Raw genomic sequence first — 15,806 nt, forward strand, 5'->3', positions numbered from 1 at the left:
ATCTTCTTCCTTTTATTTTATATAAAACCCATTGGTTTTTCGTTCTGTGATATTTCCAGATTTATCAATAAATCTTACATATACTCTGACTTTTTTCTTTTTGGTCTTATAAGTTACACTATTTCCTGTCTTCCACTTATATCCGGATGCACTTTTTCCTTTTGGTACGATTTTATATTTTGTGCAATATTTGCCGCTTGTTCCATAGGAGGCAGAGAAATATAACTTAATATATTTTTTAAATTTTGTATTGTAACTGTTTTTTGAAGATAGAGATAATGTTTTGATCCCTTTTTTATTTCCTTTGATTTTAGCCGATACAGGTGCCTTGGTATCCACAGTAAATCCCGGCAATTTCATGACTGTTGAGCCAAGAGGTGTCACAAATCTGACATAAATACGCCCACAGAATCCATCCCCTATAGTTACCTGATTTCCATTTTTATAAGACACTTTTGTATTGCTACAGCCTTTATTTACCACTTTATACTGAATTGCCGTCAGGTCAGTAAATGAACGTGCTGTTGCTGAAAAACTCACTGTAACTGGTTTTTTCTCATATAAGTTATATGTATTGGCTGCATCACTTCTTGTAGGATTCAACGTTTTTGCCCCTGTTGTCTTAACATTTACAGCACTTAAAAGCCGTGAGCTTCTTGTTTTTGGTATATATTCTCCATATTCTTCTGCAGTTGACGACTTGCTGCCTTCAATAGAAAGTTTCTTTCCATCAGAAACAACCTTTATGCTTCCGTTATGGCTGGTGGTATATATGTTATACTCTCCAAGATCCCGTACCGTTCTGTCCAGTGGTGATCTGTTTGCGTTTTTATATCCATTACTTACAATAGCCAATGCTCCTTGTGTACGGTCAAACAGCAGCTTATGATCTGATGTGTAATCTCCTTTTTTGTTTTCCTCTGTAACGTCCTGCATACCATGATGAGGTACTTTCAAAACCTGTGCCTGAAGATTTTTACCTTTTGATATCATATCCTGTACAGGCTCTTTCTGTGTATCTCCGGTCATTAAAAACGTATTCGTTCCATATGTCAGTTTACAGACTACTGAATATTTATTTACCTGTCGGGCTACAAGACTTACCGCACGTCCAAAAATAAAATCTGTATCAACCGGTCCAAGTATTTCCATAAGCATACCTTCACCCTCCGGTCCAAGCCATACCTTCTTCCCTGCAACAGGTTCTTCTACAACAAATTCTTCCAGTTTCTTTTCTTTGGATTTCCTCTGTCTTTTTTCTAAAGCTTCATCAAATCTTCGGATAATATCTGTATCATAAAGATTATCTGTTGTAGAAAAATTTGGATTATTCAGATTGATGGTATTTTGATTCACATAAATCTTTTTTATATGGATATCATCATCTTCAAAAATAGATAAAAATCCTCCCATATGATCTACATGGGGATGCGTTACCAATGCAAATTCAAGTTCTGTAATATTATGTTTTTTTAAATAGTTTAAAACTATCTTGCTTGTATTGACCCATGCGTCATCTGTTCTTTCATATTCTATTGGACCTGCATCAATTAAAGCATATTTTGCATTTTCTCCTTCCCCATATTGAAGTAATGCTCCGTCTCCCGCCCCTACATCAATATAATGTACAGTAAATTTTACATTGTCTGAAACTGCTTTCACCTGATTTACTGATAAAAAAGAAACTCCAAATCCAACGATGAAAAGAAATACAAGTTTTAATAATTGTTTCCTATTATTTTTCACAATTATTCTCCCACTTTCTGGCATAATTTTAGATTTACGTCTTCCATGGTTTCCACAATATAATCTGCATTTTCCAGTGCCTGATTACCAAAATCAGGATTTCGATATCCTATTACCTTCATTTCCGCTCTTTTTGCAGCAAGTGCTCCATTATCGGAATCTTCAATCACAAGACATCGATCAGGTCTGATTCCCAGTTTATCTGCTGCCTTTAAAAATACATCTGGAAAAGGTTTCGCATTTTCACATTCATCTATCCCAGATACAATATCTTTAAAGCAATCTCTGATACCGAAATATTTTGTAATTTCTTCAATATCTTTCAAAGCAGAAGAAGATGCCACTGCCATTGGAATCCCTGCTTCATGCAATTCTTTAATCAATGAAACGGTTCCCTTAATTGGAGCATAACCTTCTTCTTTAATAATCTGATTTCGTATTTGCATCATTCCCTGCACGCATTCTTCAACAGAAACATTTTCCAGGGCAAAATCCTTTTTAATGGTTGACCATGCATCATAAGAAGAAACTCCAAAAAATTTTTCATTATATTTTTTATCCATATGATATCCAAATTGATTCAAAAAACCATTAATTGCTCTAAAATAAACAGGTTCTGTATCAACAATAACACCATCCATATCAAATATAACAGCTTCTAACATAATTCACCTCTTAATACTGCTTTTAATACCTGTAACACACCATCTTCTTTATAGGAAGGTGCTATAAAATTAGCAGCAGCCTTTACTTCATCTCTTGCATTCGCTACAGCAAAACTATGACTTGCCCTCTGCAGCATTTCTATATCATTGAGATTATCACCGAATGCCAGCGTTTCATCTGGAGTAATATGATAATCATCCTGAAAATGTTTCAGCGCTGAGCCTTTTGTCACACCTTTATTAGAGCAGTCAATCCAGAACTTCCCTGAGAAAGTTACATGCATAATCCTGTTCCATCGTTCCAGAAAATCCTGTCCAACAACTTTTTCAATATCACGGTGGTGAAACATTGAAATTTTACAAACGTCTTCTGCGTATTCTCCTATATCATCTACCATTTTCCCACGATATCCATAATCATTCACTAAATGATTATAGACTCCATAGTTCTCAAAATAACCCATATTATCTTTGTTAATAGATACTTCGCATCCTGGAAATCTTCTTGCTTCATCAATATAAGCACGTACCACTTCCGGCTGGATTACATCAACATATTGATAATCTTTTGAATGAATACATGTCCCATTTTCTGAAATAAAAGCAATATCATCCTTTACCGGTGTAAACACTTTTGTAATACTTTCTCTCTGACGTCCACTTGCTGCCAGAAATAAAACGCCTCTGCTTCTTAATTGGCGAATCACATCAAAATATTCCGGATTCAAATCCAGTGTTCCGTCTTTTACTAATGTTCCATCAATATCTGTGGCAATTAATCTGATCATAAAAATTCCTTTCATCTACAGCTCATACGGAGTTACCTGATAAACATAATAATTCAGCCAGTTATAGTACATTGCATTTGCATGACATCTCCATGATTTTACCGGTCCCTTTTTCGGATCATCATCTTTATAATAATTTTTAGGTATGTCCGGATTTAATCCTTTTTTCATATCTCTGACATATTCCTGATGAAGTGACATCACATCATATTCTGGATGTCCTGTTACAAAAATCTGACTTCCATCATGATTTAAAATCAAATAAGGACCTGTTTCTTCTGATTCTGCTGCAATTGTAAGTTCTTTGTTAGCTCTGATTGCATCACCATCTACCCCGGTATTCCTTGAATGTGGAACATAAAATTTATCATCAAATCCTCTTACCAAAGGAATTTTATTATGTACCGGATGGTGTTCATATACCCCTGAAATCTTTTTATTCAGAATGTTCTTTTTAATTCCATAGTGATAATATAAACCGGCCTGTGCCGCCCAGCAAATATGTAAAGTCGATGTTACATGGGTTTTGGACCATTCCATGATTTCTGCAACTTCATCCCAGTATGCAACTTCTTCGAATTCTTTTAGCTCAACAGGTGCTCCGGTAATAATAAGTCCATCAAATTTTTTATCTCTGATTTCTGAAAAGTAATTATAAAACTTTTCAAGATGTGATTCTGGAACATGCGTTGGAACATAAGACTCTGTTTGTAAAAAAACAATATCCAGCTGCAAAGGAGTATTAGAAAGACTTCTTAATAGATGAAGTTCTGTATCCAGTTTATTTGGCATAAGATTTAAGATTGCAATGCGCAGCGGACGAATATCCTGTGTACATGCCCTCTCATTGTCCATAACAAAAACATTTTCTTCCTCCAAAATAGCCTTTGCAGGCAAATCACTATCAATACGTATTGGCATAGTGTTTCATCTCCTTCATTTTATAAAACTCTATTTTTCAATCATCTGCAAAAAATCTTCCTCACTAATAATAGGAATTCCAAGATCTTTTGCCTTTTTATTTTTTGATGATGTTGATTCTTTATCATTATTAATTAAAAAGCTGGTCTTTTTAGATACAGATCCTGTTGCTTTCCCTCCAAGAGACTCTATCCTCTCCTGAAGTTTTTTTCTGTTTTCAAAATGATTCAAGGAACCTGTAATTACAAAAATCCGGCCCTCTAGAATCTGTTCCTTGGACTGCTCTTCATTTTTTTCAAACCTGATCCATTCCAGCAGCTTATCTATAACCATCCTGTTGTGCTCTGTTCTAAAATATGCTGTTATGGCTTCTCCAATCATTGGTCCTATCTGATCTATTGCAATAAAATCTTCAACTTCTGCTTTTCTAATAGCATTGAAATCATCCTGAAAATGTCTGCATATAAGTTTTGCATTAGACAATCCCACATTTGATATACCAAGACTATAAATAAAGTTTGCCAGAAGTACATCTCTGGATTTTTCAATAGACTGAATGAGCTTCTCATAAGACTTTTCTCCAAAGCCCTCCATTTCCAATATCTCATCTTTATACTGACTTAACGTGAACAAATCATATAGCTCTTTTAAAAATCCCTGATGAATCATTTTTTCCAGGGTTGCTTCTGATAAGCCATCTACATTCATTGCATCACGAGAAACAAAATGAGAAAAAGACTTTATCTTTTTGGCACTGCAAAATTCATTGGTACAGATTAGAGTTTTGATACCATTTTCATTTTGAACTTTTGTCTCTCCTCCACATGCAGGGCAATGTTCAGGAATATGAATTTTTCCGCTTCTTGTTTTATTTTCTGCCAGCTGCGGAATAATCATATTTGCCTTGTACACTGTAATCTCGTCTCCAATACCTAATTCCAGTTCTTCCATTACACTGATATTATGAAGGCTTGCACGACTTACTGTAGTACCTTCCAGTTCTACCGGTTCAAATATGGCTACAGGATTAATTAATCCTGTTCTAGATGGACTCCATTCTATCTCCTTTAATTTTGTATCTGCTGTTTCATCCGCCCATTTAAAAGCTATGGAATCTTTAGGAAATTTTGCTGTTCTTCCCAGACTTTTTCCATATGCAATATCATCATATGCCAAAACCAGACCATCTGACGGCAAATCAAAACCAGCTATTTTTTCTGCAAATTTCTGGATTGCTTCTTGGATATTATCACGATTTACTCTTACATACTCCACCATATCAAATCCAAGATTTTCAGCCCATTGTATTTTTTCTTCCAGAGAATTGTGAAAATCCACATCTTCCACATCACCAATGCTAAATCCATAAAAGTGAACATTTCTTTTTGCAGTGATTTCATTATTCAGTTGTCTTACTGAACCACTGCATAAATTTCTTGGATTTTTATACTGACTATCCACATTTTCAATTTCTTCATTCATTTTTTTAAAAACAGAATACGGAATAACTGCCTCGCCACGAATAACCAATGTTCCTTGATATTTGATTTTCCTTGGAATATTAACAAATACTTTTGCATTGTTGGTTACAACTTCTCCAACTTCGCCATTTCCTCTTGTTACTGCTTTTACCAGGTCGCCATTTTCATAAGTCAGCACAATTGTCAATCCATCCAGTTTCCACGACAGCAGCCCTTCTTTTTCTCCAAGCCAGGATGCCAGCTGCTGTGGTTCCTTTGTCTTATCAAGAGACAACATTGGAGATGGATGATCTTCTTTTTCCAGCGCAGTCATTAGCTCATAACCAACATGGATGGTTGGGCTGTTAGACAATATTGTCCCTGTATCCTTTTCTAATGCAAGAAGCTCATCGTATAATTTATCATATTCATAATTACTGATAATTTCATGGTTCTCCTGATAATAGGCTTTTCCTGCTTTATTTAGAATCTCTATTAATTCTTTCATTCGTTTTAAATCACTCACGATTAAGCTCCTTTTTTAACTGATGCAATTCGTCAGAAGTTAATTCTCTATATTCTCCTTCTTTTAAATCTCCCAGATGTATATTCATTATTCTAACCCTTTTTAATTTTGTCACACGATATCCAAAATATTCACACATTCTTCGAATCTGACGATTTAATCCCTGTGTCAAAATAATACGAAACTGATTTGGTCCCTCTTTTCTCACCTGACAGCTTCTGGTCACCGCTCCTATTTCATCAAGTGGTACCGGTCTTCTCATTCCATCAATAAATTCTTTTTCAATTCTTTTATTTACCGTTACTTCATATTCTTTTTCATGATAATTTCTTGCTTTCATAATCTTATTAGCAGCTTCACCGTCATTGGTGAGTAGAATCAATCCCTGAGAGTCTTTATCCAGTCTCCCTACAGGATATATTCTTACGGGATAATTTATATAATCGATAATATTATTTTTTTCAATTTTACTTGATGTACATACAACTCCTTTAGGTTTATGAAAAGCCAGAAATACCAGATCTTCCTGTATGGAAATCGGTTTTCCTTCAAATGTCACTTTTTGTCCCGGCAATACCCGGGTTCCACTGACAGCTGGTATTCCATCAACCAAAACCTTCCCTTGTTCAACATAAACATCTGCCTGTCTTCTGGAACAGACTCCCGCCTGACTTAAATACTTGTTAATCCGAACGGATTCTTCTGATTTTCTTTTTGTCTCTTTCATAATCTGCTCCTTTTATACAGAACTTTTTCTTTCTTAATTTATCCTAGCATACCATATTAGATAGTAACACACTCTTTCTGAAAATGCAAAAAGGGTATTACATCCGCAATACCCTTTTTTATTATAATTCTACTCCAGTTCAAATCTCTTCTGCAAAAAACCCCAGGTCTCCAAGAATATCTTTTGCCTTTTCAACATCTTTATCATCACCATCGATGGAAACTGTTTTTTCACTTAAATCAACTTCCACCTGTATTCCTTCATCTTCTAATCCATTCTTGATTCTTTCCACACAATGGTCACACATCATATCTTCTGCTTTTAATACTGTCATATTTAAACTCTTCCTCCTACTGTTCCATAGACATAAAGCATTTACAACATTCCGCCGCCTAACATCATAACAGATTTCTTCCCTTTTGGATAGTCCCATATAAAACTTCCGGCTTTTGATACACGATGTTTCTACCTTTCCCATTTTTCACAAAGAGCCAGAATCTGATCAGCAAATTTGGCAAGATCTTTATTTGTGCCATTTTCATTATGATCAATTACTACCTGAAGCCGTTCTCCTGCAGTTTTCAGACGGATAAATGCACTGCTTGCCGGATGTGCTTTTTTCTTAACCAGTTCTTTTGTTCCCCATGCAATCCATCTTCCTGATATCAAATCAAAAACATCTCCACTGAAAGGTGCCTGGGCATCAATCCCATGTTCATCTTTCAAACATTCTGCGAACATATCACAAACTTTATCTTCACCATGGACAACAAATACTTTTTCCGGTTTCTTTTTAAACTCTTCCACCCATCGAATCAATCCATTTTTATCTGCATGCCCGCTAATTCCTTCCAGACGTAATATTTCTGCTTTTACAGAAATATTTTCTCCGAAGAGTTTTACCTCTTTAACACCTTCCACCAAAGCTCTTCCTAATGTTCCATAAGCCTGATAACCTACAAACACAATACAGTTTTCAGTTTTCCAAAGATTATGCTTCAGATGATGTCTGATTCTTCCTGCATCGCACATTCCAGATGCTGAAATGATTACTTTAGGCTCCTGGTCAAAATTTATGGCTTTGGATTCATCTGTGGTAATGGATAAATGAAGATTTGAAAACGTAATAGGATTGATTCCTTTTTGTACCAATTCCATGGCTTCTTCATCATAGGTGTCTTCCACATCACTGTTAAAAATCTGAGTAGCTTCAACTGCCAAAGGACTATCTACGATTACTTTAAAATCTCCATGATTTTTTACCAGATTATCCTCTTTAATCTGTCTGATATAATATAACAATTCCTGCGTTCTTCCAACTGCAAATGATGGAATCACCACATTTCCTCCCCGATCAAAGGTTCTTTGGATAACTTCCGCCAATTCATCTACATAATTAGGATGTTTTCCATGAAACCGATCACCATAGGTAGATTCCATAATAATATAATCGGCTGAGTCTGTATAGTGCGGATCCTTGATCAGCGGTTGATTATAATTCCCAATATCGCCAGAAAACACAAGTTTTCGTTCATTATCCTCTTCCCTAAGCCATACTTCAATACTAGAAGACCCTAAAAGATGCCCTATGTCGGTAAATCTTATCTCTATTCCATCATACAGCGAAATTTTTTTATCATATGGACAAGCCACAAAATAATTCATGACATTTATTGCATCTTCAACAGTATAAACCGGAACAACTTCAGCTTTTCCTGATCTTCTGGCTTTTCTGTTTCTCCACTCTGCTTCAAATTCCTGAATATGTGCACTATCACGAAGCATAATCTGACATAAATCTGTCGTTGCTTTAGTTGCATATATTTTCCCACGAAATCCTTTTGCATAAAGCATTGGCAACATTCCTGAATGATCAATATGAGCATGGGTCAGAAGAACAAAATCTATTTTTGCCGCACTAACCGGCAGTTCAGCATTTTCATAGATATTCTGTCCCTGCTCCATTCCAAAATCAACAACAAATTTCTTGCCGCAGGCTTCCACATAGTGACAGCTACCTGTAACTTCATGATCAGCTCCAATAAACATCAGTTTCATAAGTCATACCTCCTCGGAAATATAAACTGGACCAACTGGTATTATACTGCGCAGGCATTCATACTGTTCTAAAATTTTTTCCGCATGATACCCAAAAAATACCTGTGTCAAATCACCAATAGATATTTTGGAAATCCCTTCTTTCTCCTCGATTCTTCTAATTGTCATTTTCTGTTCCGTATCCTGATATTCAAATTGGAAAGTTCCCTGATTATCTTTTATCAAAGAATCTTCCACTAATATCTGAAACCGAAAACTTTCGTCTCCTTTCAAGTACTTTTCCCATGATTGTAATGATGTAATTCGTGCCATAATTTTGGGATTATTTTCTCCCTGAAGCAAATTTCCACCTGTTATTTCAATTTCACGACCTGGATAATACATTTGAATCTGTTGTAACATCTTCTCCGGCTTAATTGAAAATGCCCAGCGAAGAAAAACCGTATCCTCTTCCAGCCCCTGTGCGAAAACTCCGGCTATTTCTCCGTTTCTTTTCCAGACCATCAGGCCTCCATCACAGCTATTACTTTCTTTCTCAGTTAATTTTAGATATTTTATATCCGGTATTGTATATACTCCGTATTCTTCCATAAATGAGGTTAAAAAGATTGATATATCCTCATACTCTTCTTTTGCCGCTGGAAGAATTTCTCCCTCTCGTTTTGCTTCTTTTCCTTTTACGACAGTTTCATTCCAATCCATAATAAACACAAAATCAAACGGCTCATAATAAGCTCTATTTGCAGGCATTAAATAAGTAAAAGGCTGCCTTTGTCCTGCCATATCATTCAAACACTTTTTAAGCATTTTTGCCATGATTCCCTGTCTTCGAAATTCTTCTCTGACAGCAACTGCAACAATATAATTTAATTTCTGTTCTTCAATTCCAATCTTTATATTATATGGATTTAAATGTATCATCCCCTTAATTTCATCATCTTCTGCAGCTAGCAAAACCTGATTATGTGGATAAATCTCTCTAAAATAATATTGGGCAAACGCTTCTGGATCTTCAAATATTTGCTGATACATCTGATAAATTGATTCTTTATTTTCTTTCCTGTCATAAAATAAATTCATGTCATTTCCTTTCTGTCAAAAGACAGACTGCATTTGAACTAATTCCCAGTCCTTCTCCTGTAAATCCCAAATGTTCTTCCGTTGTTGCCTTCACATTCACCTGATCTTCTGTCACCTTTAATACTTTACTGATGTTTTTCTTCATATCAGGAATAAATGATGCAAGTTTTGGTTTTTGCGCAATAACTGTTGCATCAACATTTTCTATTTTATATCCTTTTTCTTCCACAAGCCGTACTACTTCTTCCAAAAGCTTCATACTGTCTGCATTATGAAATGCCGGATCCGTGTCTGGAAAATGCTTTCCGATATCACCTAATGCTGCCGCTCCCAGCAATGCATCACTAATGGCATGCAGCAGTACATCTGCATCAGAATGTCCCAAAAGACCTTTTTCATAAGGCACATGAATTCCGCCAAGAATTAAATCTCTGCCTTCAACCAGTTTGTGTACATCGTATCCCATTCCAATCCGCATATTCCTTCTCCTTCTAAATGATTTTTTATATATTTTATTATACCACACATCTACCAATAAAAAGAAAAAAGATGTATTCTTATGAATACATCCTCTGTTAGTAGCGATGAGCAGATTCGAACTGCTGACACTACGGGTATGAACCGTATGCTCTAGCCAACTGAGCTACATCGCCATATTAAATTATAAATCCACTTTCATGGAGTGGGACCAACAGGGCTCGAACCTGTGACCCCCTGCTTGTAAGGCAGGTGCTCTCCCAGCTGAGCTATGATCCCATCGACTTAATGTCTCTCTTGCCTCGCGACAAATAATAATATACATTTTTTTCATTCAAATGTCAACACTTTTTTTCATTTTTTTTAGTTTTTTTAATTTTAATCTTAGAAATGGCAGAAACACGTGGTTTCTGCCATATTTATTTTTATTTCATCCGATTCATTTTATTTGGTTCAATGGTAACTGTTTTTGAAAAAGAACAATTTATAGCTTCTTTTTTTACTTCTTCTATCACATTTTTCAATCCTACATCAAATTTTATTCCATTATGGATGTCGCAAACTATAACTTTATCATTAATATCCAAAGAAGAAACTGTCACAAATTGATCTTCCTGTACCAATTTCCCCTTTTTTAACGGAACAACTAACTGATAATTCTTTTGCAGAACTGATTTCATATCATTATATAAAAAAATAAATTCTTTGCTTGGCTGTTCAGGTATCTTCTTTTTATGTTTCACCTGTTTGAATATTTCCCAGAACGGTCCTCCTGCAGATGCTTCTTTTGCCTGTTTTATAATGCTTTTCAAAGGATATTTATAATTGCATCTCTGTCTGCTGCCTACATCTGCCACTGTAACCTGGTCATTCTTATCAATTCCAACTAAAACAATAAAATGTCCATTATTGGTAAAATATCCCGGACCCATCAATGCTACTACCGGATGTTTTTTTAATAATGCCTTTCGAATCGCTTCATAATCAGTTCCAAGACCTTTACATTTCAGCTTGTATTCTTCGGCCATTTGGGGCACCATCTCATGTACGGCTCCATCACCGCTGTAATAGCCATGCTTATACGCCCAGATAGTTGTATCCAACGGGGTAATCCATTTCCCTGTTAAAGAAGAAATACAAACAGCCATTGCTGTTGGCCCACATCCGCTGCTACGGATTTGATATCCATTTTCATTCCATGCCTGATCTGCCTGATTAAAATAAACAAATCCATTAATATATTCTTTATAATCCTTCATCTTCAATCTTGTATCATTGTAAATCCTAGGAATAACCTTCTTAACTTTTTTGTTATCTTCCTTTGTTTTAACTTTTTTGGTTTTAACTTTTTTTGAAGATGCTATATTGGCTGAATGTTTTTTCCTTTCTGTTGTTTTTGTTTCCGTTGTTACCTTTGATTCTGACTGTGTTGTTGATTCTTTTTTCTGTTCCGTTGTTACCTCTGTTGTGACTTTCTCCTCTTCTGTTGTCTGATATTCTGTTGTTGCATCTGCCTCAGAAATCTCCTGTGCATTTGCAATATATTTTGAGTTTAAAGCCATAATCATGCATAAAGCCAGACATACTCCTGCTTTTAAAAATCTATTCATAAGTCTCCCCCTTGTTTATCAATGGCTATCATACCACTATTACTTTTTCTGTCAAGTTTTCATTGTAATATAATCAACTGCTGATAATCTGACTGCCTTCCTTTTTCTTTTTAATAATAATCTGCCGATCAATTCTTTCTTTTAATTCTTCTACATGAGAAATGATTCCAATCATTCTCTGCTCTCCTGCAAGATGTACTAAAGTATCAATTGCCTGATTCAAACTCTCATGATCAAGTGCACCAAACCCTTCATCTACAAAAAGAATATCTATCTGAATTCCACCTGCATAACTTTGAATCACGTCTGACAACCCCAAAGCCAGACATAACGCCGCTTTAAATGATTCTCCTCCTGAAAGTGTCCGAACAGATCTTTTCTTTCCTGTGTAATAATCCAATACTTCTATTTCCAAATGATCTTTTTTTCTACCGTCGCTGACATTTTCCTGACGATACATCTCATACCTTCCATTTGTCATTTTCCGAAGTCTTAAATTAGCAGCTTTCAATACATCCTTGAAATATGAAATCAATACAAATTGTTCCAAATTAAGCTTTAAATGATTCGAACCATTAATTAATCGATCCACATCTCCTATTATTCCATATTTCTTTTCCAGATTATCTCGTTTTTTTAGTTTTTCTTTTAATGAACTTCCCGCCAGACAAAGTCGATCTAAGTATACCAGTTTTTCTTCTTTCTGTTTTTTTAGCTTAAACTGCTCTTGATGCAATTGCTCTCTCTGCAGTTTTTGATTTTCAACAAAAGACTGTTCAGGAAGTTGTTTTTGCAGATGTTCCAGTTTAAGCTGGGCATCTTCAAGCAAAACTTTTTTCCTTGCGTAATCGACTGTATCATTCTCTGCATTTTTCAAAACCTTTTCAAGTTCCTTTTCAAAAGATTCTATTTCCTTCGATAACTGCGCATCTTCCCTTCGCATTTTATCTTCCTCTTTTAAAAGTTCCTTGATTTCCATAGGAAGTCCATCTATTTTACCGCATAACAGTGCAAACTCTCTTTGTATCTGCTGATATAAAGACTCTTCATCTGCTACATTAAGTTTCTCCCTTCTATTCCATCCATCATTCCATTCTGGTTCTTCCGGTATATCTTTTTGCAGCTCTATTAACATCCGTTCTTCAACTGAAATTTTTTCCTGATATTCCATTAACTTCTGATAACATTCATGAAAATCTTTCTGGATCGTTTCAACCAGGAGAGCCTGTTGTTCCACATCCTTCTGCTTTGGTGCATTCTCAACTGTGTTTGCCTTTTGGGGATGATGAATCGAACCACAGACAGGACAGGGTTGTCCGTCTTTCAATTCTGCTGCAAGAATTCCCACATTTGCTGCAAAATATCTGGACTGCATTTTAGACAGCTTATTTTTTTCTGATAATAAATTCTCATCAGCATTCTGATATTTTTCTTTCCATCGGTCTAACTGTTGTTTGTCTGTTAGCAATTGTTGCTGCATCTGCTGTTGCTTTTTAACTATTTCTTCCCACTTCTGGTGCTTTGCAACAGCACATCGTATTTTTTGCTGTTCCAGTTTCTTTTCTATTTCTCCTTTTTGAACTATCAGCAATTTTCCTTTTTCCACCCGTCTAAAAGCATCTCCTAAAATCATTCTCCGTTCTTTCTTTTTTTGGATTTCAATCATCTCAGTTTTCATTAATTCAGCTTTTTCTTTGGAATGATTTTTTCGGTCCTTAGCCTCTTCTGCCTCAATTTTCAAATAATCTGCTTCAGATTCTGTTTTACGGACCTGCTCTTGTAAGTCTACAACAGATTGACAAAATTGTTCAATTTTTCTTAACTTCTCCTCTGTTTTTTGGAGTTCTTTTTCTATTTTTTGTTCCTCTGCCGAAATCTGTTTTTTAATAACCTGAACTCTGGAAAAAGCACCATAATAGTCCTTCTTTTCCAACTCAGCATGTATCAGAGGGTCTTCTTCAATCCCGGAAACTGCTTCCTCAATTTTATTTTCCAGTTGAATGATATCATTTTTCAGGCTCCTTGCTTTTTCACCTGCCAGAGTCTGCATTTTCTCATAAATCTGTGTATGAAAAATTGAACGAAAGATTTCTACTCTATCTTTTGATTTTGTTATCAGTAAATCCATAAATTCTCCCTGTGCCAGCATAGATAACTGCTTAAACTGCTGATAATCTACTGACAGAATTTCCCGGATTTTCTGATTTACCTGATTAACCCCTGAAATAACAGAACCATCTTCTAGATATAATACCGCATCCTCTTTTTCTGCAATCATTCCTTCGCCTCTTTTTTTCGGTCTCATATATTTAGGATGTCGTTCCACTTTATATACATTTCTTCCATGAGAAAATTCCAGTATCACATATGTTTCGGTCTGAGGCATAGCAAAATCACTGCGGAGACCGTCTTTTAAACGGGTCTTCCCGCTTACCTCTCCATAAAGCGCATAAGTAATCCCATCAAAAACCGTAGTTTTTCCTGCCCCTGTGGGTCCTGTAATTAAAAACAACTCACCCTTTTGTATTTTGGAGAAATCTATTTTATTGACAGACGGATATGGTCCCCATCCAGATAATTCTAATAATAAAGGTTTCATAATTCTTGCCTTCCTTCCTCAAGAAGTGCCTGCAGACATTTCATTCTTTCCTCTTCAGCCTCACCAAATGTTAATTTCAAAAAACTTTCTGCCATTTCCATTGGTGTTTTCTCTTTTCTTCCGATAATATAATCTTTTTCTTCCGATACCTGATTTTTTTCCATGGTTAATTCCATGAGATTCGGATAAACCATTCTCAGTTTTGCTGCAGGATCCACCAATTCTTCTCGATCTGTCAGACATACCCTAAGATAATCTTCCACATTTTCCTGTCCTGACACCTCAGGGTCAAGCAATTTCTTTATGGGGCCTTTTATGGTTCGCATATCATGTAAAAAACTTAAAGATCTGCTATGAATTTCCATGTTTCCCTTTTCCTTTATATTCACTATTACCACAGATTTTTTTTGAAACTCTTCAGAAAAAGAATATTTTAATGGTGAACCACTGTACCGGATTTCTTCTCTTCCGGCTTTTTGCGGACCATGCAGATGTCCCAAGGCTACATAATCAAATCCAGAAAACAACTCATATGAAATCTGTCCCATACCACCTACAAGTATTTCCTGCTCAGATTCTGATGTTTCCATTGTATTTGCCCCAGTCACAAACTGGTGAGTTACAAGAATATTCCTTGTATCCTTTTTCACACTATGCTCCTCTAGCAGCACTCTCATAGCAGTCTCAGGGCTATCTATTTTTTTATCCTGATAATATGCCTTCACCTGAATTGGTTTAAAAAAAGGAAGCAAATGGATATAAATACTTCCATATGCATCCCTCTTTTCTATTACTTTGATTTTACCGGAAAACATACCTTCTATATAAACATCTCTGTTTTCAAAAAAGTGTTTTCCAAAATCCAACCTTTCTCCAGAGTCATGATTGCCGCCAATGCAACAGACAAATATACCTTTTTCCGACAGTTCTGTAAGAAAACGATCAAAAATAACAACAGCCTCTGCCGGTGGAATACTTCGGTCATAAATATCGCCTGCAATCAATATTCCATCAGCCTCTTCTTCCACTGTAATTTTCAAAATCTGCTGTAAAATGTATTCCTGATCTTTTAACAGATTTATTTCATTCACTGTTTTACCCAGATGTAAATCTGCAACATGAACAAGCTTCATACTTCTCCTTTCTGAC

At 35.7% G+C, this 15,806-nt stretch carries 13 protein-coding genes and 2 tRNA genes; all 15 read right to left on the reverse strand.

Going from position 1 to position 15,806, the window contains the following annotated elements; all coding sequences use genetic code 11:
- Positions 1-12: 12 nt before the first annotated feature.
- Positions 13-1,746: a ComEC/Rec2 family competence protein gene (locus BHF70_RS04290; protein ID WP_075759108.1), complete on the reverse strand. Its 1,734-nt coding sequence runs from the start codon at positions 1,744-1,746 to the stop codon at positions 13-15.
- 2 nt (positions 1,747-1,748) lie between these two features.
- Positions 1,749-2,411, reverse strand: a complete 663-nt coding sequence (locus BHF70_RS04295) for an HAD family hydrolase (RefSeq protein ID WP_075759109.1) — start codon at positions 2,409-2,411, stop codon at positions 1,749-1,751.
- Positions 2,405-3,214 carry a Cof-type HAD-IIB family hydrolase gene (locus BHF70_RS04300; protein WP_075759110.1) on the reverse strand — a complete coding sequence of 270 codons (810 nt, stop codon included), beginning with the start codon at positions 3,212-3,214 and terminating at the stop codon, positions 2,405-2,407. The genes BHF70_RS04295 and BHF70_RS04300 overlap by 7 nt, the downstream gene beginning before the upstream one ends.
- Positions 3,215-4,120, reverse strand: coding sequence for a homoserine O-acetyltransferase MetA (gene metA, locus BHF70_RS04305; RefSeq protein WP_075759111.1), 906 nt, complete (start codon positions 4,118-4,120; stop codon positions 3,215-3,217). It abuts the gene before it with no gap.
- 30 nt (positions 4,121-4,150) lie between these two features.
- A complete protein-coding gene (gene ligA / locus BHF70_RS04310; protein WP_075760521.1) occupies positions 4,151-6,088 on the reverse strand; it encodes an NAD-dependent DNA ligase LigA in 1,938 nt (645 codons plus the stop codon).
- Positions 6,089-6,098: 10 nt separating this feature from the next.
- The gene (locus BHF70_RS04315) at positions 6,099-6,833 is read right to left on the reverse strand and encodes a pseudouridine synthase (RefSeq protein ID WP_075759112.1); all 735 of its coding nucleotides are present in this window, start codon (positions 6,831-6,833) and stop codon (positions 6,099-6,101) included.
- A gap of 139 nt (positions 6,834-6,972) precedes the next feature.
- Positions 6,973-7,167, reverse strand: a complete 195-nt coding sequence (locus BHF70_RS04320) for a heavy-metal-associated domain-containing protein (RefSeq protein WP_075759113.1) — start codon at positions 7,165-7,167, stop codon at positions 6,973-6,975.
- Between the two features lie 131 nt (positions 7,168-7,298).
- Positions 7,299-8,891: an MBL fold metallo-hydrolase RNA specificity domain-containing protein gene (locus BHF70_RS04325; RefSeq protein ID WP_075759114.1), complete on the reverse strand. Its 1,593-nt coding sequence runs from the start codon at positions 8,889-8,891 to the stop codon at positions 7,299-7,301.
- Between the two features lie 3 nt (positions 8,892-8,894).
- The gene (locus tag BHF70_RS04330) at positions 8,895-9,971 is read right to left on the reverse strand and encodes a GNAT family N-acetyltransferase (RefSeq protein WP_075759115.1); all 1,077 of its coding nucleotides are present in this window, start codon (positions 9,969-9,971) and stop codon (positions 8,895-8,897) included.
- A gap of 1 nt (position 9,972) precedes the next feature.
- Positions 9,973-10,449 (reverse strand): 2-C-methyl-D-erythritol 2,4-cyclodiphosphate synthase, encoded by a 477-nt coding sequence (gene ispF, locus BHF70_RS04335; RefSeq protein ID WP_075759116.1) that lies wholly within the window; start codon positions 10,447-10,449, stop codon positions 9,973-9,975.
- A gap of 101 nt (positions 10,450-10,550) precedes the next feature.
- Positions 10,551-10,624, reverse strand: a tRNA-Met gene (locus tag BHF70_RS04340).
- A gap of 30 nt (positions 10,625-10,654) precedes the next feature.
- A tRNA-Val gene (locus BHF70_RS04345) sits at positions 10,655-10,727 on the reverse strand.
- Positions 10,728-10,873: 146 nt separating this feature from the next.
- The gene (locus BHF70_RS04350) at positions 10,874-12,058 is read right to left on the reverse strand and encodes a C39 family peptidase (protein WP_075759117.1); all 1,185 of its coding nucleotides are present in this window, start codon (positions 12,056-12,058) and stop codon (positions 10,874-10,876) included.
- A 73-nt stretch (positions 12,059-12,131) separates the two neighbouring features.
- Positions 12,132-14,657 carry an AAA family ATPase gene (locus tag BHF70_RS04355; protein ID WP_075759118.1) on the reverse strand — a complete coding sequence of 842 codons (2,526 nt, stop codon included), beginning with the start codon at positions 14,655-14,657 and terminating at the stop codon, positions 12,132-12,134.
- Positions 14,654-15,790 (reverse strand): exonuclease SbcCD subunit D, encoded by a 1,137-nt coding sequence (locus BHF70_RS04360; RefSeq protein WP_075759119.1) that lies wholly within the window; start codon positions 15,788-15,790, stop codon positions 14,654-14,656. Before BHF70_RS04360 ends, BHF70_RS04355 begins: the two co-directional genes overlap by 4 nt.
- Positions 15,791-15,806 lie beyond the last annotated feature (16 nt).

It is taken from the genome of Anaerostipes sp. 494a (assembly GCF_001940315.1).
In the GTDB taxonomy this organism is placed as follows: Bacteria; Bacillota; Clostridia; order Lachnospirales; family Lachnospiraceae; genus Anaerostipes; species Anaerostipes faecalis.